This window comes from Pedobacter sp. Leaf170, assembly GCF_920984665.1.
In the GTDB taxonomy this organism is placed as follows: Bacteria; Bacteroidota; Bacteroidia; order Sphingobacteriales; family Sphingobacteriaceae; genus Pedobacter.
Genome location: NZ_CAKLBP010000003.1, coordinates 295,436 through 316,951, shown reverse-complemented (window position 1 = coordinate 316,951; position 21,516 = coordinate 295,436). Strand labels below are relative to the sequence as shown.

The 21,516-nt window shown below is 37.2% G+C and carries 24 protein-coding genes, 1 tRNA gene and 1 pseudogene; 14 read left to right on the top strand and 12 right to left on the bottom strand.

Translation table 11 applies throughout. From position 1 onward, the window contains the following. Positions 1-780: 780 nt before the first annotated feature. Genes LUA90_RS10140 through LUA90_RS10130 form a run of 3 tightly spaced genes read left to right on the top strand, consistent with a single transcriptional unit; the run spans position 781 to position 2,550 of the window. Complete coding sequence (locus tag LUA90_RS10140) at positions 781-1,326, top strand: hypothetical protein (protein ID WP_231490867.1); 546 nt, start codon at positions 781-783, stop codon at positions 1,324-1,326. A 2-nt stretch (positions 1,327-1,328) separates the two neighbouring features. Then, complete coding sequence (locus tag LUA90_RS10135) at positions 1,329-1,448, top strand: hypothetical protein (protein ID WP_231490866.1); 120 nt, start codon at positions 1,329-1,331, stop codon at positions 1,446-1,448. Positions 1,449-1,452: 4 nt separating this feature from the next. Further along, positions 1,453-2,550: a hypothetical protein gene (locus LUA90_RS10130; protein WP_231490865.1), complete on the top strand. Its 1,098-nt coding sequence runs from the start codon at positions 1,453-1,455 to the stop codon at positions 2,548-2,550. A 749-nt stretch (positions 2,551-3,299) separates the two neighbouring features. Here LUA90_RS10130 and LUA90_RS10125 read toward each other — a convergent pair. From LUA90_RS10125 to LUA90_RS10115, 3 genes and pseudogenes are all read right to left on the bottom strand, one after another. Further along, a pseudogene (locus LUA90_RS10125) lies at positions 3,300-3,782 on the bottom strand (IS3 family transposase); the annotation flags it as partial. Between the two features lie 12 nt (positions 3,783-3,794). Beyond that, entirely contained in the window at positions 3,795-4,130 is a 336-nt protein-coding gene (locus tag LUA90_RS10120) for an IS3 family transposase (RefSeq protein ID WP_231490864.1), read from the bottom strand. A gap of 29 nt (positions 4,131-4,159) precedes the next feature. Then, the gene (locus LUA90_RS10115; protein ID WP_231490863.1) at positions 4,160-4,450 is read right to left on the bottom strand and encodes a transposase; all 291 of its coding nucleotides are present in this window, start codon (positions 4,448-4,450) and stop codon (positions 4,160-4,162) included. Positions 4,451-4,666: 216 nt separating this feature from the next. Here LUA90_RS10115 and LUA90_RS10110 point away from each other — a divergent pair, with 216 nt between their 5' ends. Together LUA90_RS10110 and LUA90_RS10105 are read left to right on the top strand one after the other, a co-directional pair. Then, positions 4,667-6,331: an alpha-L-fucosidase gene (locus LUA90_RS10110; protein WP_231490862.1), complete on the top strand. Its 1,665-nt coding sequence runs from the start codon at positions 4,667-4,669 to the stop codon at positions 6,329-6,331. 89 nt (positions 6,332-6,420) lie between these two features. Next, complete coding sequence (locus LUA90_RS10105; protein WP_231490861.1) at positions 6,421-7,527, top strand: Gfo/Idh/MocA family protein; 1,107 nt, start codon at positions 6,421-6,423, stop codon at positions 7,525-7,527. Between the two features lie 87 nt (positions 7,528-7,614). Here the strand turns inward: LUA90_RS10105 and LUA90_RS10100 are convergent, their stop codons facing one another. Together LUA90_RS10100 and LUA90_RS10095 are read right to left on the bottom strand one after the other, a co-directional pair. Further along, entirely contained in the window at positions 7,615-8,649 is a 1,035-nt protein-coding gene (locus LUA90_RS10100; protein WP_231490860.1) for a basic secretory family protein, read from the bottom strand. Between the two features lie 89 nt (positions 8,650-8,738). Beyond that, positions 8,739-10,715: a PAS domain-containing sensor histidine kinase gene (locus LUA90_RS10095; protein WP_231490859.1), complete on the bottom strand. Its 1,977-nt coding sequence runs from the start codon at positions 10,713-10,715 to the stop codon at positions 8,739-8,741. Between the two features lie 192 nt (positions 10,716-10,907). On the opposite strand from LUA90_RS10095, the gene LUA90_RS10090 reads away from it, so the two are divergent. Continuing rightward, positions 10,908-11,108 (top strand): hypothetical protein, encoded by a 201-nt coding sequence (locus LUA90_RS10090; protein ID WP_231490858.1) that lies wholly within the window; start codon positions 10,908-10,910, stop codon positions 11,106-11,108. Positions 11,109-11,234: 126 nt separating this feature from the next. Here the strand turns inward: LUA90_RS10090 and LUA90_RS10085 are convergent, their stop codons facing one another. Beyond that, positions 11,235-11,438 carry a hypothetical protein gene (locus LUA90_RS10085; RefSeq protein ID WP_231459283.1) on the bottom strand — a complete coding sequence of 68 codons (204 nt, stop codon included), beginning with the start codon at positions 11,436-11,438 and terminating at the stop codon, positions 11,235-11,237. A gap of 249 nt (positions 11,439-11,687) precedes the next feature. Between LUA90_RS10085 and LUA90_RS10080 the strand changes: the two genes are divergently transcribed. Further along, the gene (locus LUA90_RS10080; protein WP_231490857.1) at positions 11,688-11,984 is read left to right on the top strand and encodes a hypothetical protein; all 297 of its coding nucleotides are present in this window, start codon (positions 11,688-11,690) and stop codon (positions 11,982-11,984) included. Between the two features lie 61 nt (positions 11,985-12,045). On the opposite strand, the gene LUA90_RS10075 is transcribed toward LUA90_RS10080, so the two are convergent. Continuing rightward, a complete protein-coding gene (locus tag LUA90_RS10075; protein ID WP_231459285.1) occupies positions 12,046-12,246 on the bottom strand; it encodes a hypothetical protein in 201 nt (66 codons plus the stop codon). A gap of 246 nt (positions 12,247-12,492) precedes the next feature. Between LUA90_RS10075 and LUA90_RS10070 the strand changes: the two genes are divergently transcribed. Next, positions 12,493-12,577: transfer RNA gene (locus LUA90_RS10070), tRNA-Ser, on the top strand. Between the two features lie 167 nt (positions 12,578-12,744). Continuing rightward, a complete protein-coding gene (msrA, locus tag LUA90_RS10065; RefSeq protein WP_231459286.1) occupies positions 12,745-13,236 on the top strand; it encodes a peptide-methionine (S)-S-oxide reductase MsrA in 492 nt (163 codons plus the stop codon). A 209-nt stretch (positions 13,237-13,445) separates the two neighbouring features. Here msrA and LUA90_RS10060 read toward each other — a convergent pair whose 3' ends face one another. From LUA90_RS10060 to LUA90_RS10045, 4 genes are read right to left on the bottom strand one after another with little or no spacing between them, the layout of a single operon-like run. Beyond that, positions 13,446-14,345: an AraC family transcriptional regulator gene (locus LUA90_RS10060; protein ID WP_231490856.1), complete on the bottom strand. Its 900-nt coding sequence runs from the start codon at positions 14,343-14,345 to the stop codon at positions 13,446-13,448. Between the two features lie 2 nt (positions 14,346-14,347). Beyond that, positions 14,348-14,710, bottom strand: coding sequence for a hypothetical protein (locus LUA90_RS10055; protein ID WP_231490855.1), 363 nt, complete (start codon positions 14,708-14,710; stop codon positions 14,348-14,350). A 26-nt stretch (positions 14,711-14,736) separates the two neighbouring features. Further along, positions 14,737-15,174 carry a DUF2147 domain-containing protein gene (locus LUA90_RS10050; RefSeq protein ID WP_231490854.1) on the bottom strand — a complete coding sequence of 146 codons (438 nt, stop codon included), beginning with the start codon at positions 15,172-15,174 and terminating at the stop codon, positions 14,737-14,739. 2 nt (positions 15,175-15,176) lie between these two features. Then, a complete protein-coding gene (locus LUA90_RS10045) occupies positions 15,177-15,965 on the bottom strand; it encodes an SDR family oxidoreductase (protein WP_231490853.1) in 789 nt (262 codons plus the stop codon). Between the two features lie 128 nt (positions 15,966-16,093). Here LUA90_RS10045 and xth point away from each other — a divergent pair, with 128 nt between their 5' ends. Both xth and LUA90_RS10035 read left to right on the top strand, forming a co-directional pair. Then, positions 16,094-16,861 (top strand): exodeoxyribonuclease III, encoded by a 768-nt coding sequence (gene xth / locus LUA90_RS10040; protein WP_231490852.1) that lies wholly within the window; start codon positions 16,094-16,096, stop codon positions 16,859-16,861. Positions 16,862-16,984: 123 nt separating this feature from the next. Then, positions 16,985-17,260 carry a hypothetical protein gene (locus LUA90_RS10035; RefSeq protein WP_231459292.1) on the top strand — a complete coding sequence of 92 codons (276 nt, stop codon included), beginning with the start codon at positions 16,985-16,987 and terminating at the stop codon, positions 17,258-17,260. A 250-nt stretch (positions 17,261-17,510) separates the two neighbouring features. Here LUA90_RS10035 and LUA90_RS10030 read toward each other — a convergent pair whose 3' ends face one another. Beyond that, positions 17,511-17,810, bottom strand: a complete 300-nt coding sequence (locus LUA90_RS10030) for an RNA-binding protein (protein ID WP_231490851.1) — start codon at positions 17,808-17,810, stop codon at positions 17,511-17,513. 295 nt (positions 17,811-18,105) lie between these two features. Between LUA90_RS10030 and LUA90_RS10025 the strand changes: the two genes are divergently transcribed. From LUA90_RS10025 to mtaB, 3 genes are all read left to right on the top strand, one after another. Further along, complete coding sequence (locus tag LUA90_RS10025; protein WP_231490850.1) at positions 18,106-18,984, top strand: OmpA family protein; 879 nt, start codon at positions 18,106-18,108, stop codon at positions 18,982-18,984. A 466-nt stretch (positions 18,985-19,450) separates the two neighbouring features. Beyond that, positions 19,451-20,017, top strand: a complete 567-nt coding sequence (locus LUA90_RS10020) for a UbiX family flavin prenyltransferase (RefSeq protein WP_231490849.1) — start codon at positions 19,451-19,453, stop codon at positions 20,015-20,017. Between the two features lie 92 nt (positions 20,018-20,109). Continuing rightward, positions 20,110-21,432: a tRNA (N(6)-L-threonylcarbamoyladenosine(37)-C(2))-methylthiotransferase MtaB gene (mtaB, locus tag LUA90_RS10015; RefSeq protein WP_231490848.1), complete on the top strand. Its 1,323-nt coding sequence runs from the start codon at positions 20,110-20,112 to the stop codon at positions 21,430-21,432. Positions 21,433-21,516: the final 84 nt, after the last annotated feature.

Sequence of the window (21,516 nt, the reverse complement as noted above, 5' to 3'; positions counted from 1 at the left end):
ATTAATTGAACTATCGAAATTTTAATGGCGATGATATGAGGCCTTCTCTACACAATCCCTTCGCAGGCTACATATCCTCTTGTTCACCTAAAATTGCATGTTACTGCGCAAATTTCAATGCTCAATTCTAAGAATATCTGCTATGCCGGATCGCAGGCTGCACAGCCCCTCGGTTTTATAAAATGAGCGGAGTGAATGGAGTGTGTGTGCTAATGTTTAATCAACTGTCATGCTGATTTCTATGGCAGTCGCTATCCCCCTTTGAAGGGGGTTGGGGGATGATTTACTATACCTAAATGGGCAATCTCTTTTTTAATGATTTAGTCAACTTTGAGAGGCAAACTCCATCCTTATTTTTAAGGAGGGGTGGTTGGGTAAGAGTATCTATTTTTTAATTTTTACTTTGCCTCATCGGCGGTGGCCTTTTCTTTTGTCTTGATACAAAAGAAACAAAACATCAAGGCTTGCATCTATTCGTTAATTGAACTATCGAAATTTTAATGGCGATGATATGAGGCCTTCTCTACACAATCCCTTCGCAGGCTACATATCCTCTTGTTCACCTAAAATTGCATGTTACTGCGCAAATTTCAATGCTCAATTCTACGAATATCTGCTATGCCGGAGAGCAGGGTGCAGAGCCCCTCGGTTTTCTAAAATGAGCGGAGTGATTGGAGTGTGCTAATGTTTAATCAACCTCACCCCCCGCCCTCTCCTTGAAGAGAGGGAGCTGCATAGTTGGTGAAAAAGGGTTTCCTCTTGCTCAATGGATAGAATTTAATGGCAAAATCAAAATTAAACGCTCAGGCCGAAGAGGCATTTTATTTTAACAAATTTAAGGAGGGGCATGAAAAGGGCCTGGAGTATTTTTACAGGTTCTGGTATCCGAAGCTGTATTACAAAGGTTTGAAATACATTAAAGATGATGTAAATGCGGATGGTATTGTGAATGAAGCCTTTTTGAGGCTCTGGCTACTGCGGCCTAGCATTACGGCTGTTGAGCAAATTGAGCAGTTTATCAAAAAGCTAACTTCAGATGCTTATAAGGCTTATTATAAAACAGCCGGTAACAAGTTTCAGCGTAATATGCTGAGTCTGGATGCGCTGGAGGATTACGGGCAATTTATTGGCGAAATACATACGGAAGATGAACAATTAGAAACAGCCTGTTGCCAGGCTGAAGCAGATGAGGTGACACAAACACAATGGGCGCAGGTAAGGGCTGTACTTCCAAACCTAAAAGTACCAAAAAGCTCAATGAGGTGGGATTGGTTAAACGCTACATCTTTGAAGGTGAGGTATGTGCAGAGCAGCAGCGCATTTTGAATATGCGTTACGAATTGAAATACAGTTTTGAGGAAATTTCAAATGCGCTGGGCTTAAGTCAGCCTTATGTACAACGCACATTTGTACAGGCCATTAAGCAGGTAAAGAAAGTTAAAATTTAAGTTTATGGAAAGCCAGACGGTAATTGTTACCCGTAAAATTCAGTTATTGATTGATTCTGAAGACAAAGCCTTTGTTAAAGCGACAAAGGATAAGCTGTACCATTGGCAGCGCATTTGCTTCAGGGCCGCGAATATGATTATGAGCCACCATTTTATACAGCAACAGGTAAGGGATTTTTTTTACTTTACAGAAAATGTTAAACTCAAAATAGCCGACCATAAAAAGGAGGAGAACGGTATGCTCCAATCTTCCAGACAAAATACAACATACCGTTTGCTCTCCAATCATTTTAAGGGGCAGATACCAACCAATATCCTCAATTACCTGAACAATAATTTGCTTGCTACATTTAATAAGGAAAAAGAGGATTACTGGAATGGAGTGAAATCGCTACGGAACTATAAACAAAATATACCAATGCCTTTTGGTGCGGAGGTGCTGTTTAGTTTAGGCCATACGCCTGATGGCCGGAATTTCAGTTTCAAATTGTTTCAGATTCCTTTCAGGACGTATTTAGGTAAAGATAAATCGGATAAGAAAAACATTCTGGAGCGAATAAGGAATGGAAGTCTGAAACTTCGGGCAAGTCAGTTACAATTGGAAAACGGTAAAGTATTTCTGCTGGCGGCCATTGCAATCGATAAGGAGGAACATGTATTGGAACCAGCTGTTATCGCTGAAGCATCTTTGTCAATAGAACATCCGGTTGTGGTTAAAATAGGAAACCAGGAATGTGTAATTGGCACGAAAGAAGAATTTCTGCACCGCAGGCTGGCGATAAAATCGGCTATACATCGGGTGAAGCAATCGGTTGATTTTAATAGTGGTGGTCATGGAAAAAAGAAAAAGCAGAAAAGCATGGAAGATTATCAGCTGATGGAAAAACGCTATGTTGATTATAAATTGCATGTGTATAGCAGAATGCTGATAAACTTTTGTATAAAACACCAGGCAGCAACTTTGTTACTGGTTAATCAACAGGAGAAAGAGGAGATTGCAAAAGCAGATCCATTTTTATTACAAAACTGGAGTTATTATAACTTAAAAGAAAAGATAAGTTACAAAGCTATAAAGGCGGGGATACAAGTGATTGTAGAATAAAATTATTTGAGGCGATTTGCAAAGCCATAGGGTGGGCACAGTGTTGGCTCATTGAGTCGCGATTGAGGTGACATGCAAAGCTGGTTTATGTCTTGAAGTAGATTTTGTGTTGAAGGGATGGCGTTTGGGGATGATGGAAGTCCTTCGACAGGCTCAGGATGACGGGGGGGGGTGGGGTTTAAGGTGTAGGGTTTAAGGTTGAGGGTTTAAGGTTTGGCGTGTGGCGTTTAGGATGCACATGCACCGCTTTAGGATTCACAATTATCTTTTATAGGTCCTTCGACAAGCTCAGGATGACAGGGGGGAAGGTTTAAGGGTTTAGGGTTTGGCGTTTGGGATGATGGAAGCTCTTCGACAGGCTCAGGATGACAAGGGGGGTAAGGTTTGGGGTTGAGGGTTTGGCGTTTGGGGATGATGGAAGTCCTTCGACAAGCTCAGGATGACAAGGGGAGGTGAAGGGTTTAGGGTTGAGGGTGTAGGGTTTGGCGTTGAGGGTTTAATATGGAAGCCCTTCGACAGGCTCAGGATGACAAGGGGGGGTGAGGGTGTAGGGTTGAAGGTTTAGGGTTTGGGGTTTGGCGTTGAGGGTTTGGCGTTTAGGGTTTAAGATGGAAGTCCTTCGACAGGCTCAGGATGACAGGGTTTAGTACTTAGGTTGAGGGTTTGGAATTGCAATATTATACTAGAGATTTTTTTTCGTCAGATATTTTTTTTGAGAAGCATTCATTTAGATTCCTTTTGGATGCAAATTATGCGGCTCTTTTTCTGTTCATTATCGTTTTTTCAACCTCTAAGGGGGTCAAATAACCTAATGAGGAATGGATTCTTTTCCTGTTGTACCAAACCTCTATGTATTCAAATATTGCCAGGTATGCCTGTTGCTTAGTTTTGAAAGTTTTTTGATAAACCATCTCAGTTTTCATTGTTTTAAAGAAACTCTCCGCAACTGCATTATCCCAACAGTTTCCTTTCCTACTCATACTCTGAATTATTGGTAATCCCATCAACTGCTGTCTAAACTCCCAGCAAGCATACTGAACTCCCTGATCAGAGTGGAATATTAGTTTATCCCCAATTCCCCGGTTTGCTTTTGCCATCCGGAATGCGCTAACCGTTGTGTTTTTGGCTTCCATATTATCACTTAGTGACCAGCCAATTACTTTTCTATCCGCAAGGTCGATAACCGTTGTCAGGTAAACCCATCCAGCGCCTGTGCGTATATAAGTAAGGTCCGAAACCCATTTTTATCCTGGTCTTATAGCAGAAAAATCTCTGTTGAGAACGTTTTCGGCCACAGGATGCGCATGATCTGAGTCCGTTGTTTTAACCCATTTCTTGCGTATAATACTTTGAATCCCTGCTTTGCGCATAATTCTGGCTACTCTTGGTCTGGATGCTCGGATTCCTTTTTTGGCAAGCTTGGCAGCAATCCTCGGGCTTCCGTAAACCTTTTTGCTCTCACTATATATATCACTGATTTCTTTTAATAACGAGATACTTTCAACATGACGTTTTCCCTTGGGATGGTTCAACCAATAATAAAAACCGCTGTTACTTACCCGAAACACTCTACACATCATTTCAACAGAAAATATTCTTCGGTGCTCTCTTATAAATCCGAATATCTCCCGTCTCCCTTGGAAAAGATGCCGACCGCCTTTTTTAGGATATCTCGTTCCATTTGAGCATCTTTTAGCTCTTTTTGCAGCTTTTTAATTAGCTTCTGATCCTCGGTCAATTCAGTCATTCCCTGACCGGACTCTAGTCCACGTTGTCTCCATTTACTTAAAAGAGTCTGGCTGATGCCTAACTCATCAGCTACTTCTTTTACAGATCCTCTGGAGTAAGAAAGCTCTATAGCCATCTTTCTGAAGGATTCATCAAACACTCGTCTGCTCATATATTCAAATTTAAAAGTTTCTTTCTAAATCTGACGACTAAATACCTCTAGTCAAATGTAGCAACTCCAGTTGAAGGTTTCGGGTTTAGGGTTTGGTACTTGGTCCTTTCGGCATGAAGCCATACGTAACATTCCCATTAAAAGCCTTTAACTTAGATAGATTTTAGCGTAGATAATATACATTTGCGAAGACCATAATTATCCTGAACCAATTATATGAACCGCAGAAAATTATTGAAGAGCTTGGCAATAGGCTTACCTACCTTATTGTTTACAGATCGTTTATCAGCACTTACTTTACAAAATAAACATGCTGAAGATTTTGTAGCAAAAGTTTTTGAAGGTCCATTTTCTCCCACATGGGAATCTTTGGCTAATTATAAAACACCTGAGTGGTTTAGGGATGCGAAGTTTGGTATGTGGGCACATTGGGGGCCTCAATGCCAGCCCGAAGCAGGCGATTGGTATGCCCGGGAAATGTATATGGAGGGCAATAGAAAATACAAATACCACGTCGAAAAGTATGGTCACCCTTCACAATTTGGTTTTAAAGATGTAATTAATACCTGGAAAGCGGAACAATGGAATCCTGAGGCGCTGGTTTCATTATATAAAAAAGTTGGTGCCAAATATTTTATGGCGCTGGCCAATCATCATGATAATTTAGATTTGTATGATAGCAAATATCAAAAAAACTGGAATTCGCTTAAGGTAGGGCCTAAAAAAGATATTATAAAAGGTTGGGCTGAGGCAGCGAAGAAAAATAATTTACCATTTGCGGTGAGTGTGCATGCAGCACATACCTGGAGTTGGATGGAAACGGCTCAACGCTCCGATAAACAAGGTGCTTTTGCAGGCATCCCATACGATGGTAAGTTAACCAGGCAAGATGGAAAAGGTAAATGGTGGGATGGGTTAGACCCTCAGGAGCTTTATGAGCAAAACCATGCACTAAGTAATAATAGTGAGAACAACGGAGCAATTCATAGCCAGTGGAATTGGGGAAATGGTGTAACGCCCCCTACGCAGGCATATATCGAAAAGTTTTTTAACCGGACAATCGATTTGATTGACAAGTATAAACCGGATATGATTTACTTTGATGATTCACAGTTTCCTTTATGGCCGGTAAGTGATGCCGGATTAAAGATAGCTTCACATTTTTATAATAAAAGTATTAAGGATAATGGTAAACTGAAAGCCGTTATTACCGGTAAAATATTGAATGAGCAAGAACGCAAAGCGATGGTTTGGGATATTGAAAGGGGGCAGAGTAATGATATTGAACCACTTCCGTGGCAAACCGATACCTGCATTGGCGATTGGCATTACGACCGAAGTATTTACGAGCGAAAAGGCTACAAAACGCCTAAAATGATAATCCATACACTGGTGGATGTAGTGAGCAAAAACGGAAACCTGATGCTCAATATTCCGCTAAGAGGAGATGGCTCTATGGATGAATTGGAGCGTGAAATTGTGGAGCAAATTGGCGTTTGGATAAATGCAAATGGCGAGAGTGTTTTTGGTACAAGGCCATGGAAGATTTTTGGCGAAGGTCCGGCGCAACAACAGGCTGCAGCCCTAACCGCTCAGGGTTTTAATGAGGGTAAGGGTAAAGCTTTCACCAGCGAAGATGTACGTTTTTGTACTAAGGGTGATGTACTGTTTGCAACTGTAATGGCGTGGCCGGCAAATGGTTCGAGCCTGATAAAAAGTTTGGGAACCAATAGCGAACATTACCAAAAGAAAGTGCGTAGTGTTAAGCTGGTGGCTACCGGAGCTGAGCTAAAGTTTGAACAAAAGGCTGATGGTTTAGAAGTTTTCTTTCCGGCGCAAGCGCCTGAAGCTTCTTATGCCAACGCCTTAAAGATAGTTTAGCATATTGTGATTATTATAATGCTTAGCTACAGATTCGCCTTAAAATTAATTTTCTACCTTGATGTTTTTCAAAATATAAATCATTTAAAATGAGCCATAAATTTACGCTGAAAATAGCATGTGTGCTGCTGTTTTCCTTCATCAGCATTTCTACCTTACAAGCACAGCAGCCAAAGTTAAATGTTGCTGTTGCCGGACTGAATCATGATCACATTTATTTGATTATGAACAGTTTTCAAAAGGGTGAAGTGAACATTATCGGCATTGCAGAAAATAATCCGGATTTAATACAAAGGTTTAAAAAGCGCTACCAATTAGCAGATAGTTTGTTCTTTAGCGATTTACCTGCCTTATTAAAAAAACGCAAACCTGATGCAGTATTAGCTTATAATGCAATAAGTGATCATTTAGCCGTTGTAGAAGCAGCAGCGCCTCTGGGTATCTCTGTAATGGTAGAGAAACCCCTGGCTACAACAGTTAAGGATGCCGAAAAAATGGCTCAGCTGGCGCTGAAGTATAATATTCATTTGTTAACCAATTACGAAACCACCTGGTATCCGAGTAACCAGGAAGCTTACCTGAATATCAAACAACAAAAAATGATAGGAGCGGTGCGTAAGATGATTGTTCATGATGGGCATGAAGGACCAAAAGAAATTGGCGTAAGTAAGGAGTTTTTGAGCTGGTTAACCGACCCTAAAAAAAATGGTGCCGGTGCATTAAATGATTTTGGTTGTTATGGTGCAAACCTTATGACCTGGTTAATGGATGGTAAGCCTCCGATTTCGGTATCGGCAATTACACATCAAATCAAACCAGATGTTTACCCAAATGTAGATGATGATGCGACTATCCTTTTGGAGTATCCTGATGCAACAGGCATTATCGAAGCGTCATGGAATTGGCCTTTCAGCATTAAGGATATGGAGGTATTTGGTAAAACTGGTTATATACAGGCGGTAAACGAGCATCAACTTCGTTTAAAAGAAAATGGCAAAGCCGATTATAAAGTGTATAAAGCCAAAGCTTTAGCACCCGCTTACGCAAACAGTTTAGCTTACCTTGCTGCGGTTTTGAGAAATGAAATCCAACCTGAGCATGATTTATCTTCTTTAGAAAATAACCTGATTGTAGTTAAGATTTTAGAAGCGGCTAAAACTTCTGCTAAAACCGGTAAAAAGGTGCTAATCAAATAATTTCAAGGTAACCAGGATATACAAGAATATAAATAACAAAGGCCGATTTTGTTAATTACCGGCCTTTGTTTATAATACAATTTTTTGCTAAGCCCTTTCTTTACCGCTATATTTTAAGGTTAATTCAGGGTTTTTAGCATATTCTGCCCAAAGCTCATCTATCGTTTTTCCTGTAAGTTTTACCCATGTATTTTGCGTATAGGTTTTGTTTCGCAGTTCTTTATCTATATCGATAATTACACCGGGCTTAATTTTTTGGTCTATCCATTCAAAAAAACGAGCGGTAATTCTGTAGCTGTTTTCATATTTTTTCTCGTTATGTTTTTCTGTTAAATCCGGCAATTTCCATTTCGAACCGATATTATCTACACCGTATCTGTAACGGATAAAATCTGCGATACCTTCGGTTAGCCAAACTGGACCAGAGCCATAACCATAACCCTGAACAAGGTGCATACCTTCATGCGTTACTATGTCGATATCGGTAGGGTGGGCATTCATGTAATTTGTGCTAAACAGAATACGATTTCCGCTGGCTTCTGCAACACCTTTGTAAGCGGTATCGGTTACAAAAATTACCTGGTGCGTGGTTTTATCATTAAAAGTGCTCACTAAGGTAGGGAACACTTTAAAATAGGTTTCAATTAATTCTTTCTGTATTACCGGATTAAAAGCAGAATTTTTGTTGATGAAAACCAACTGATAATCGTCCTTTTTTATGGTATCTACCGATGACCAGTTTTTGTGAAGTGCCTCCTGTAAACTTGCTTGAAAATTATCAAAATTCTTTTTCTTTTTAATCCATTTGCTGTTCACTATAATCTCGCCGGGTACTGCTTTTAAAGTAAATTTGCCGGCCGTATCTATAACCCGCATGTTTACCTCACGTTTGGTTCGGTAGCCATCTGCGATTGCAAAAGCAGGGTAAGCTGCCCTAAAGGCTGCATTTACTTTTGCAGTATCCAGACTAACTTTAGTCTTATTATCAATGGTAATGGCATAAGGTCGCGGTGCGTTGCGGCGTTGTGGTTGCTGAGCTGCAGCAGGCGTAGGTGAGATTTGCGCTATTGCTGCTGTGGAAAATAAGGCAAACAGTGCAATGCTGGATATTTTATTAATCATAGGATATTTTTTTGCTAAAAATAAGCCATGTGAAAAAGATATCCTGTAAAAATGAGGCTACATATTATCGTTATAAATAACCTGGCGGATTATTTTACTAAAGATAGCTGGAAATAAAATGTTGTTCCATTGTTCCATTCGCTGTTTAGCCAAATGTTGCCGCCGTGTCTTTCTATAATCTCTTTGCATAAGTACAAGCCAATTCCAAAACCTGCAATAGAGCCCATTTGCTGGTTTTTTACGCGATAATATCTTTCGAAAATGTGCTCCTGATCTTCTTCGGCAATGCCCATTCCCTTATCCTCAACAGAGAAAACCACCTTATCATCTTTTACTGCATAGCCAATTGTAATGGTCGAACTCATAGGCGAGTATTTTACGGCATTGCCTACTAAATTTTGAACCACCTGGGCGATTTTATCTCTATCTGCATTAAGGTATACATCATCAGCCGTTATAAATTCAAGATGGTGTGTATGAATAGTGGCCGAAAGTTCGGATTCTAATTCATCAAAAAGTCCCTTTACATCAAATGTTGTAGCATCAATAGACATTTTACCAGATTCTAATCTCGAAACGTTCAGAAAACCATTAATCATAGAAGTCATGCTTCTTATTTGCTTCAATGCTTTCTGTAAAACACCTTCCAGGTCTTTATCTTTCTGCTTAATTGCTGTTCGTTGCAAAAGCTGAATATATGCATTCAGGGATGTTAAAGGTGTTTTTAGTTCGTGGCTAACCATGCTAATAAAATCATCCTTACGCTGTTCATCTTTCTTTTGTTCGGTAATGTCTCGTACGGTTCCATTTAAACTTAAAGCCTTGCCATTCGTATCAAAAGTTGTTCTGCCAATGGCCTGAACGGTTCTGAATTCAGCATCGGGATTAGCCCTGATTCGGTAATCAATCGCATAGCGGCCACCAGATTCCTGCATCAATGCTTCGCTGATGGATTTGCTCACCAATTCTCTGTCTTCTTCGTGGATGGCGGAAAGTGCAATGCCTAAATCCAGTTTGTCATCTGATGAGAGTCCGAACCAGCTTTTTAATAAATCATTGCCAGAGAAGAGATTATTTTCGGGTTCATAAAAAAAGGTTCCAAGTTCACCGGCATCAATAGCCATTGCAAGCATTAGCTGGTTTTTTTCATGCGCTCTGGATGCAAGTATTTGATTGGTAATTTCTTCCAGTATCACTAATATGCCGGTTATCTGGCCAGAAGATGATTTTATTGGTTGATAGATAGAATTTACAAATGCCTCTCTCAAACCATTTTCCTGATAAAGCATCACCCTGAAAACGTTATTAACCTTTGCTATTCCGGTTTCATAAACGTCTCTAAGCCATTTGTTAACAGGCTGGCCCTTTAGTTCCGGACGAGCAAGTTCATGTGGTTTTCCAATAACCTCACTTTCTTTTCTTCCCCAGATGTTTAAGATGACTTTGTTGGCAATGTCGATAACCAAATCATCACCTTCTAAAACACAAATACCAACAGGAGCCTGTTCTATAATTGTTCTGATGTGCTCCCTGCTATCGGCGAGCAACACCATCGATTTATTTAACTCCTCGTTCGTAGATAATAATTCTTCAACCGTAGCAGCCATTTCTTCATTGATTGCCTGCTCTTCTTCCTCCTTTTCGCCTATTAAAATTAATGATGCTCTTCTTTGAGATACATCCCGGCTGGTGTGGATAATACAGTAAGTTTTCTGATTTTCATCCAGCATTGCCCGGTATTCAAAATCGAAATAGAAGGTTTGTCGTTCGCCGTTTACAATAAGCTCTGCAGCAGTATCTGATGCATAATAACTTACCCCGGTTCTCCAAACGTTTTTTAGGATATTTATAAAAGGCTGACCAACAATTTCTGGTAAAGCATCTTCTAGATTTTTACCTACAATAGTTCGTTCTTTACCCCATATATTGAGCATTGCATTGTTTGCAAAGCGGATAAAGAGGTTTTCATTTGTATATATTGCTGTAGCTTCCTGAGTGTTTTGAAGAACTTCGAGAAGCGTTTCATCGCTAAATGTCGTAGTAGAACTATTTGTAAAGTCTGTCATAAACTAATACAAATATAACGAATGAATATATAATTGCTACTATACAGCCAGATTTAGGCGATGCTTATTTATACTCAATCCAGGCTAATCTTTTGTTAATCAATACTTGTATTTCTTGCAGGAGTGGAGATTTAATATTAAATTAATCTATTACTTTAATATTAAATGTACATTTGCGTATAGTTAAACCCGATGAAAGCTACAGCCATAGAAATAGAATCAAAGATTACTCCAGGTTTTAAAGCTAAACTTTCAAACAGTGTGTTCTTTACCGATGCAAAAATGGATAACAGCACTCAGATAAAAAACGATTTGGGCAGTGTAGATTATCTTTTGAAATGCAAAAACAACTTAAAAAATGCGCTGTCGCTCGCATCAGCATTGGTAGTTTAATCTTTTAAGCAACAAAATTTATTTCTTTAAATGCTAGTTGCCTAAATCATGTTTATTGTTGTATCGAATATTCGTTGTAAAAATGAATTACAATAACATTTTTCCATTTGTTTTTAGCTGTTGATTTTAAGAATTATGTGCATCTCCAATTTGGGTTTCAATATCATCAATAAATTTTCTTTTACCCGAATGCCAGGTTCTTGGTGAAGAAAAAGCATCCACTATTTTATTTAGCTTAATCTCCGAAACGTTTGCAAATTTTTTATACTCTTGCGCCAGTGCATAAGAATTCATATCGCCATAGCCCTGAAGCAGTTGTATTTTCTTCAAAAACGATTTTAATTTATTAATTTTTATCAGCGACTCCATATACACAAAGGTAGCATAATGTAGTTTTAATTCTAACGTAATAATACCCGATTATCGATTATTTAGATTTATAATTTTGTTACCATCAGGATTTATAAATTTTATTCATTTAGGTGATGATAAAAGTCAAAAGCTATTTGTCCATTTCTCTTCGCTAAATCTGTTTTACTATCTGGTGATGTTATATTTGCTGATAATCCTGTTAAAGCCATGCTCAGATTGATAGAAAGACATAATACCCATGCATTTATCGATAAAATAAAATTGGAATGGCCGGGTTTTATTGATGTAGTTCGCTTTATGAATAACAGTTTGGTTTTTATCCAATTGCTACAGAATGTTGATGAGCATGCTTTTACGTCTAGCCTAATGCCTAAACTTGGTGCGCTGGTAGATTTTTCCCATCCGCTGGAATTATTTATTTTGAATCATGACGGTGAATTTTTAGATCAATTGCAATTTAATTGTGCAGAGCGGAGCACAGCGCTTTCAGTTAGCGCCATGTAATTGATGATTACTCCATTTGCAATTGGCAATCATCATTTCTAAAATTCAGGAAGTTTTACCGCTATGCCTTTTTTCTTGATTTTTTATTTTCGGCCGCTTCCCCTACGAGTAAGGTAGCAATAAGCTCAAATTTATCGGGTTGTGCGTTATATTCATCAGCCATGCTTTCCCATTTTTTTAATTCTAACTGCGCATTTTCTACTTCAATTTTTAATAACTCTATTTTGTTCTGCAATAATTTGCTGATGTTTTGATTTGCCATAGTGCAAAATTAAAGGCTTTTAGCTTTTTATTTATTGCTGATTTGTTAAGAAATTGTAACTGCTTAAGCTACAGCGTAAAAAAATATTGGTGTGTTTAGTTTCTTATTTTCATAGAAGTAAATTCTGATGACAGAGGGAGTTTGAAAATCAAAATATTTTGCTTGATAATCATAGTCTTATAAAAATTCTATGGTTAATCTGTTTTTTTATTGTGCAGATATCAATTAGATGATTACTTTTGCAGCGGAAAGCTGGCAGAGTGGTCGAATGCGGCAGTCTTGAAAACTGTTGACTGTCATAGGTCCGGGGGTTCGAATCCCTCGCTTTCCGCATCAGCAAAAAAGGAGATTTTTTAATCTCCTTTTTTGTTTTGTTCCAATCTTGAAATCTCTTTCAAATCGCGTATTTCATCTCAAAATTGTCTTTATCATGTAAATAGGCTATATCTATTTGTTTAAAGTTTTGGCACTGCGTACCTTCATCATAAATATAATATTATGGATACTGAGAAAGCAATATTAGCCGGTGGCTGTTTTTGGGGCGTTGAAGAACTTATCAGGCATTTGCCTGGTGTAAAATCTACAGTGGTTGGTTACACTGGTGGTGATGTGCCAAACGCAACTTACAGAAATCACGGAACGCATGCAGAAGCGATTGAGATTGAATTTGATCCATCCATATTATCTTACAGAAAACTTCTGGAGTATTTTTTTCAGATACATGACCCGAGTACCAAGAATAGGCAAGGTAATGATGTTGGAACTTCTTACCGTTCGGCTATTTTCTATTTATCACCAGAACAAGAAAGCATTGCAAAAGAATTAATTTCGGAAATGGATGCTTCGGGTATTTGGCCAGGCAAAGTGGTAACAGAAGTTGTGCCCGCTACTGATTTTTGGATTGCGGAAGAAGATCATCAGGATTATCTGCAAAAAATTCCTTACGGTTATACCTGCCATTTTGAAAGGCCAGATTGGAAACTCGCTTAGCAGATCTTCAAAAGATTTTACTGCTTCAATAGCTGGCATAATCATTTATGGTTATGCTATTTTGTAAGCTGTATTATCGTAATTATCAATAAAATACAAGTAATTGCTTTTAATAATAATAGGGGTTTAATTTTCATTATAATTGTTTTTGAATAAAACGTTCGAATTTGAAATTACGCTACAGCTGATTACTTGTTTTGGTGTATTATTTAGTTAAAGCTATCGCGAAATTGCAAGGGGCTGTTATTGGTTTTGCTTTTAAATAATTTGCTGAAACTTTGAGAATGTTCAAATCCTAGTTGGTAGGCAATTTCGCTAACAGATAAATTGGTTGTCGATAGTTTTTCTTTTGCTTTTTCAATCAATTTATCGTGTATATGTTGCTGTGTTGTCTGGCCAGTTAGCTGTTTTAATAAGCTGCTTAAATATTTGCCCGACATGTTTAAATTTTCGGCTATATATTGTACGCTTGGTAAACCTTTCAAAATTAAGTTCTCATCTTTCAAATGCTTGTCTAACAAGGCTTCCAGCCGGTCTAATACCTGATGATTGGTTATTTTTCGGGTGATAAATTGCCTTTGATAGAATCTTTCGGCATAATTTAACAAAGTTTCCAAATGAGAAACAATAATATCCTGACTAAATTTATCGATGTTAGATTCGTACTCATTTCTAATATTTTCCAAAACACCACTAATTATAAGCTCTTCTTTAGGCGATAGAAATAAAGCTTCATTTACTGAATATTCAAAATATTCGTATTTTTTTATCGTTTTAGCGAGTTGCGTGTTCCTTAAGAAATCGGGGTGAATAAAAAGCATCCAACCTTCTAAATTTGGCGGTAGTCCACCTTCTTCTCCACGTAAAACTTGTCCGGGCGACATAAAAGCCATTAAGCCATTATCAGAATCATACTTCTGTTGTCCATACAATAAATTGTTACAGCCACGTTTTACAGATATTGCATACACATCAAAAACTACAGCATTAACCTCGCTCTCGTTGCTGAATTTTGATACATCAACAATGCTAATTAATGGATGGTTAGGTTTTGCTAAGCCTGCTAGCTGATGGATTTGGGTTATAGATTTTATGCGAACTGGTATCATGCTTAAATCGAATTTTTTAGAAATGGATATTTTAACCAAATCATTATCAATGGCAATATTAAGAATGGAATTTCCATCAGTACCATTTTAAAATTTCCTGCTTTTACAGCCAGCGCCATTATTATTACAATTGATATTGCGTTTAGCAGGTTACCCAAAAAAAACGTCTTTGGAATCAGCAAAAGTATGCCGATTAGAATGGTTAATACACCAAATATGGGAATCATTCCTTCAGAAATTCCCAGTTCATTCATCATTTTTAATGATTCGGGATGTTTTTTGTAATTCAGCGTGTCCCATCCGTGTTTGAATGAAAGCCCTGCCGAAACCAATAGTAGCAGCAGAGAAATTATACTTTTAATCATTTGTTGGTTTTAATTTGTATATCAATTTACAGAATTCTTTTAAACTTCAACGTTTTGCCTAAAATAGAAATGCCTAAATAACCGCGGAAATGAAGTTCTTTGTCATTTTTCAACTTTGCATTCAGGCTGTAAGTATTGCCATCACCAGGATTGTAAAGTTTGCCGCCACTGTATTCGCCATTTTCAAATTTTAGATTAGTAATATTTACAATGCCTTTTCTCGAACGGTTTATTAGAGATTTATCGGGGTTATTATCATCTTTCTTAGGCGTTTTTCCATCAGCTTCATACATGTTTGATGCCCACAGAAGTTTTCCGGAATACTTACCATTTTCTTTAAAAATATCGAATTTCAATTTTACATCACCATCTATACTTTCCCATTGTCCGATAATTTTATCAGCTGGCTGCTGCGCAAAACCAGTTAAAGTGCCAAGCATTATTAAGCCTGCAAAAAGCATCATTTTCATATCTGTTTTTCAATTTTGATTTTCTTAATCTCTTTAAATTCCCGATGTCCAAATTTTAATAAAGCATTGGGCATTAGTCTGTTTGCAAATTTAATAATGCGAATCATGAAGGGTTTCAGTTCTTTTTTATCTTTAATAAGTCCATCAATAGCTACTTCAACCATTTTTTCTGCAGTCATCATCATGCTTTGATTCGGTTGTTTCTCCCAATCGTTTTGTAAGTTGGTTTTTACTCCCGGCGGAATCATTTCAAAAACCTTAACATTGGTGTCTTCGAGTTGCAAACGTAATGCCTGTGTATAGGCCCTAACACCAGCTTTTGCAGCACTGTAAATCGGCGCAGCCGAATAACTCAATAAAGCTATGCCTGAAGAAACATTTACGATTGCCGAAGATTGCTGTTTTAGTAAATGTGGCAGAAACTGATGGACCATTTGGATGGTGCCGGTTAGATTGGTAGAAATTTCCTGGTTAATGTTTTCTAAATCTATAGATGTGTCTTGCAAATCAATTAAGCGCATTAATCCTGCGTTATTGATGATGATGTTTAAGTTTGGAAAAAGCGTGGTAACCATCTCAAACAAATCTTTTATGTCATTTGGCTTACTCACATCGCTTTGAAATGTATGTACGTTAGGGAATTGCGCTTTTGTTTCGTTTAGGGCATCAAGCTTGCGGCCTGTTAGCAAAATTGTTGCACCTAGTTCAGTCAATTGTTTTACTAACTCCAAACCAATACCGCTTGTTCCGCCGGTAATTAACACTGTACTATTTCTTAAATCCATATTTCGAATATTTTGATACTCAAAGTTCGGTTTTAAGCAATTGCGGGTTGTAGCCAAAAGTCGTTTTGTTGTAGCTAAAATTTATTGATTTAAATCCCAGATAAGATTATAATCTATAAATTAGTGAAATGAAAATTGCTACCTATAATGTTAATGGTATAAATGGCCGTTTGCCGGTTTTGTTGCGCTGGCTGGCAGAAACCCAGCCAGATGTTGCCTGCCTGCAGGAGCTTAAAGCGCCCGATGAGAAATTTCCTTTAGAGGCTATCAATAATGCGGGTTATCATGCCATCTGGCACGGACAAAAAAGCTGGAATGGTGTTGCGATTCTTGCTAAAAACGAAATTAAAGAACTGCGTAAAGGTTTACCTGGTGATGAAGAGGATTTGCAAAGCAGATATATCGAAGCAATGGTTGATGATGTGGTTATTGGCTGTTTGTACCTCCCAAACGGAAACCCGGCTCCGGGTGCTAAGTTAGATTATAAAATGGCATGGATGGAGCGATTATCCAAGCATACTCAAAAACTTTTAAGCTTTGATTTGCCAACAGTAATTTGTGGCGACTTTAACGTTATCCCAACAGATTTTGATGTTTACAAACCAGAAAGATGGGTTGATGATGCGTTGTTTCGCACAGAAGTTAAAGATGCGTTTCATAATTTAATTGCGCAAGGCTGGACAGATGCTTTAAGAAAGCTGTATCCGGAAGATAAAATTTATACTTTTTGGGATTATTTTAGAAATGCTTACGGGAGAGATGCCGGTTTAAGAATTGACCATTTCTTATTAAATGATCAACTTTTGGAAAGGTTAAAATCTGGCGGTGTAGACAGGCAGGTTAGAGGTTGGGAGAAAACCAGCGACCATGGTCCGGTTTGGATAGAGCTTTCATAATTATCTGCTAGTGATGAATTTATGTGACGATTTTTTTACTCTGTAATTTTTATAACGAGCATCGCTTTAAAATATTTTTTAGGTTAAATATTGATTAATTTAAGGTTGTTAAAACCTTAAGCTATGGATGTGCTAAAAAATCAAAAGAAAATTTCGGCTTTCTTAAATAAAATAAAAGCTGAATGGCCGGGTCTTGTAGAACGTTTTGAATTTAAAACGGCCACGGTAATTTACGTACACCTTAAAGAAGGAATTTCGAGTATGGATTTTTTGGGGAAGCTTTCGAAAAAAATTGAACGTTTGGTTGATTTTTCTGAACCTATCATATTATATCACATAGAAAGTGATGGAATGAATCTTCGCTCGCATCCAATCAATTGGTATTCATCAATTAAATAAAATAGCTTAAAGCCATTTTAATAAACCAACTGTCCTTTTAATTTAATTGAGAAAAAAAATATTTTCAAAAAAAAATGGAGGACATTAATATCCTCCATTTAACAAACAATTAATCAGTGCTTATCAAAACAATAATTAATGATATGTAAGGATAAGTATTTTTTCTAATACATGCAAAGTATTTTTAATTCTATTTTAGAGTAAAAAATAAAAACGCCCTCGGCGGCCATATTTGTTAAGAGAATTGTAACTATTTAATCGGCCTTCTGGCGATAAATTTCTTTACAACCTTAGGTGATTTTGCTGGTTCATCTTCAGAAATCTTTATATTTAAAATGTTTCCTTTGTACGATTCGCCATTTAAGATGGAGATAACTTTTTGTGCATCATCAATTTTTAACATCTCTACAAATGCATAACCTTTACATTTATTTGTAGCTCTATCCCTAACAACTTTTATGGTTTCTATATTTCCATAAAGACCAATAAGCATGGCCAAATCCATTTCACTAATATCAGGTCGTAACCCGCCTACAAAGAGCTTTGTCATAGATAATCAGTCTTGTTTTCTTTTTATGGATGCAAGATAATTTTTTTAGGTTGAACAATCAAACAATAATCATCATCTAAATCAATTGAACCACATATTTAACATAAATAACATATTTTATGCGAATATGTTAGAAGTTTTAATTCAGAATAATAATAAATGACAAAAAGCACAACAATTGGTAAGGGAATAAAGGCCTGATTAAAAGTTAATAATGCTTAAAATTCAAGAGAAAACTTTAAAAGGGAACGGTTGTTGTAATTGATTATAAAATTTATAATTTAAAACAAGAGTTATGAAACTTTACAAATCAATCCCATTATTGGCGCTTTCCATTATCCTCGTTTCCGGATGTGTTAGTAATAAGAAATACGCCGAATTGCAAACCACTTTCGATAAATTAAGAGAAAGAAATCAGGAGCTAAGTAATAAATATCAGGATAGTCAGCGAGAGCTTACGGGCGCTACAAGCCGGGTTAAAAGTTTAGAAGAACAAATTGCTTCAGAAAAAAAGAACACGGCAGCTTTACAAGATGCATTAACGAAATGTTTAAATTCGAGCAACCAGGGAAATGTTAACATTTCGAAATTAGTAGATGAAATTAACAGTTCGAACAAGTACATCAAACAATTAATAAACGCAAAAAACAAAAGCGATTCGCTTAATATGGTGCTTACAAACAATTTAACACGTTCATTAAGCAGAGAAGAGTTGGGCGATGTTGATGTTCAGGTTTTGAAAGGAGTAGTTTATATTTCACTAGCGGATAATATGTTGTATAAATCTGGTAGTTACGAAATTTCAGATAAGGCTGCTGAAACCCTTAGTAAGATTGCTAAAATCATAAAAGATTATGATAGCTATGATGTATTAATTGAAGGTAATACTGATAATGTGCCAATTGCACAAACCAACATTAGAAACAACTGGGATTTAAGTGCTTTAAGGGCATCATCAGTTGTGCAAACATTACAGACTAAATTCGGTGTTGATCCTAAACGCTTAACCGCAGGCGGTAGAGGTGAATATAATCCTATTGCAGATAACAACACGCCTGCAGGTAAAATGAAAAACAGAAGAACTCAGATTATCATCACACCAAAATTAGATCAGTTTATGGAACTGATAGGCAAAGCGCCCGAGCAACCAGCTGCAACAGCGCCTAAGCAATAATTATTAAATAAAAAAACCTCCTGAGCCATCAGGAGGTTTTTTTGTTTATTGCCTAAAATGAATTTTATTAAATTCATTTTTTCATATAAAAAGACTAACAACCATTGCTTCAAAATCAAACATTAATTTCTAAATGTCTCGTACTACGTATTATTTGTTAGTGTTTGCGTAATAATACGGTGTACAATTTTGACTTACTTAGTGTAGAATGCACACTTTTTTTAGTGAATTGTTTTTATTATTATCAAAAATAATTAACTGAAAATCAGTAACTTGAATTGTTGTTTGAGAAATAATTGTGTTTTTTATTCATTTTAACGCCTTGCCATTATCTTTTTTTAAAATAATATATATATTTGTTCTTACCCTTTCGAGGGTATGTTTTTCATAGGTAGATGTAGGGTCAGAACTTTGTTCTGGCCCTTTTTTGTTAGGTCTGTTTAATAAATCTTATTTTTGCGTGGAGATGAATAAAAAGAAAGTAATAGTAGCCGTAACCGGAGCAAGTGGTTCTGTATATACAAAAGTGCTATTTGATAAATTGGTAGAACTCCAAAGTCAGATTGAAGCTGTAGGTGTAGTGATGAGTGACAATGCAAAAGAAGTTTGGCAGTTTGAACTTGGAAATAAGGATTACGAAAATTATGATTTCAATTTCTATCACAAAAATGATTTTAATGCCCCATTTGCATCTGGCTCGGCTAAATATGATACTATGTTAATCGTACCTTGTTCGATGGGAACACTTGGCAGGATTGCGCATGGAATCTCTAACGATTTAATTTCCAGAGCTGCCGATGTTGTTTTAAAAGAACGCCGCAAATTAATTGCTGTAGTAAGAGATACACCTTTTAGTTTGATACACATCAACAATATGAAAACCGTAACCGAGGCTGGAGGAATCATTTGCCCGGCAAACCCTTCTTATTACAGTTTACCAAAAACCATTGAAGAAGTTGCCGGAACAGTTGTGAGCAGGGTTTTGGACTTAGCCGGATTTGAGCAAAAAAGCTACAGATGGAATGAGGACTAAGTTACTTGTCGATATTATTTTACCCTAAGCTTACGCAAAGCTAAAATCGCGGCTTACCTTTCTTAAATCAAAATTGTATCTTTGCAGGCTAAATGAAAAAGGTCGCATTTTATACATTAGGTTGTAAACTAAATTTCTCTGAAACTTCTACAATTGGTCGTTTATTTACCGATGCAGGTTATGCTGTTGTCGAATTTCAGGATGCGGCTGATGTTTATGTAATTAATACCTGTTCGGTTACCGAAAATGCCGACAAAAAATGCCGTAAAGTAGTTAAGGAAGCTTTAAAGCATTCTCCAAATGCTTACGTAACTATTGTTGGTTGTTACGCACAATTAAAACCTCAGGAAATTGCCGAAATTGAAGGCGTTGACATGGTTTTAGGTGCTGCCGAAAAATTTAGAATTGTAGAATTTATTTCTGATTTAACCAAACAGCCGAAGGCTGTTGTTCATCAGCAAAGTATAGAAAAAGTTAACCATAATTTTATCGCTTCGTATTCTATAGGCGATAGAACCCGGACATTTTTAAAAGTTCAGGATGGTTGCGATTACCCTTGTACTTACTGTACCATTCCCTTGGCTCGTGGCGCCAGTCGTAGCGATACCATTGAAAATGTGGTAAACCGAGCTAAAATAATTGCAGAAAGTGGTGTTAAAGAAATTGTACTTACAGGTGTTAATCTGGGCGATTTTGGCATTCGCAATGGCGAGCGAGAAGATAAGTTTTTTGATTTGGTAAAAGCCCTGGATGAAGTTGAGGGGATTGAACGGATACGTATTTCTTCAATTGAACCTAATCTTTTAAGCAATGAAATTATCGAATTTGTAGCCACTTCAAAAAGATTTGTTCCGCATTTTCATATTCCTTTGCAATCAGGTTCTGATAAAATTCTGGGCTTAATGCGTCGTCGTTACCGTAGAGATTTGTATGTAGAACGTGTAGCTAAAATAAAAGAAGTTATGCCAGATTGCTGCATCGGTGTTGATGTTATTGTTGGTTTTCCTGGCGAAACGAAGGCAGACTTTTTAGATACTTATCAGTTTTTAAATGAGCTTGATGTGTCTTACCTTCACGTTTTTACATACTCTGAACGCGAATTAACCGTTGCCGCAGAAATGAAGGGCGTTGTTTCGGGCAGCGAACGTAACGAGCGTAGCAAAATGCTTCATATTTTATCAGATAAAAAACGCCGTGCTTTTTACCAATCGCAAATTGGTACAGCAGGAGAGGTGCTATTTGAGGCCGACCAGAAAATGGGTTACATGCATGGTTTTACCAAAAACTATGTAAAGGTTAGGGCTAAATACGATCCGGTTATGGTTAATGAGCTTAAGGCGGTTAAGCTTTTGGAAATTACCGCCGATGGCGATGTTGATGTTGCAGAGCTGGATACGGTTTACGCACATCATTAAAATCTAAATATTTAATAGAAAATCAATTTACAAGTATTTTTAAGGTTAGCCGGGCTATTCGCTTAATCTTTTTGGCTTGAAAAA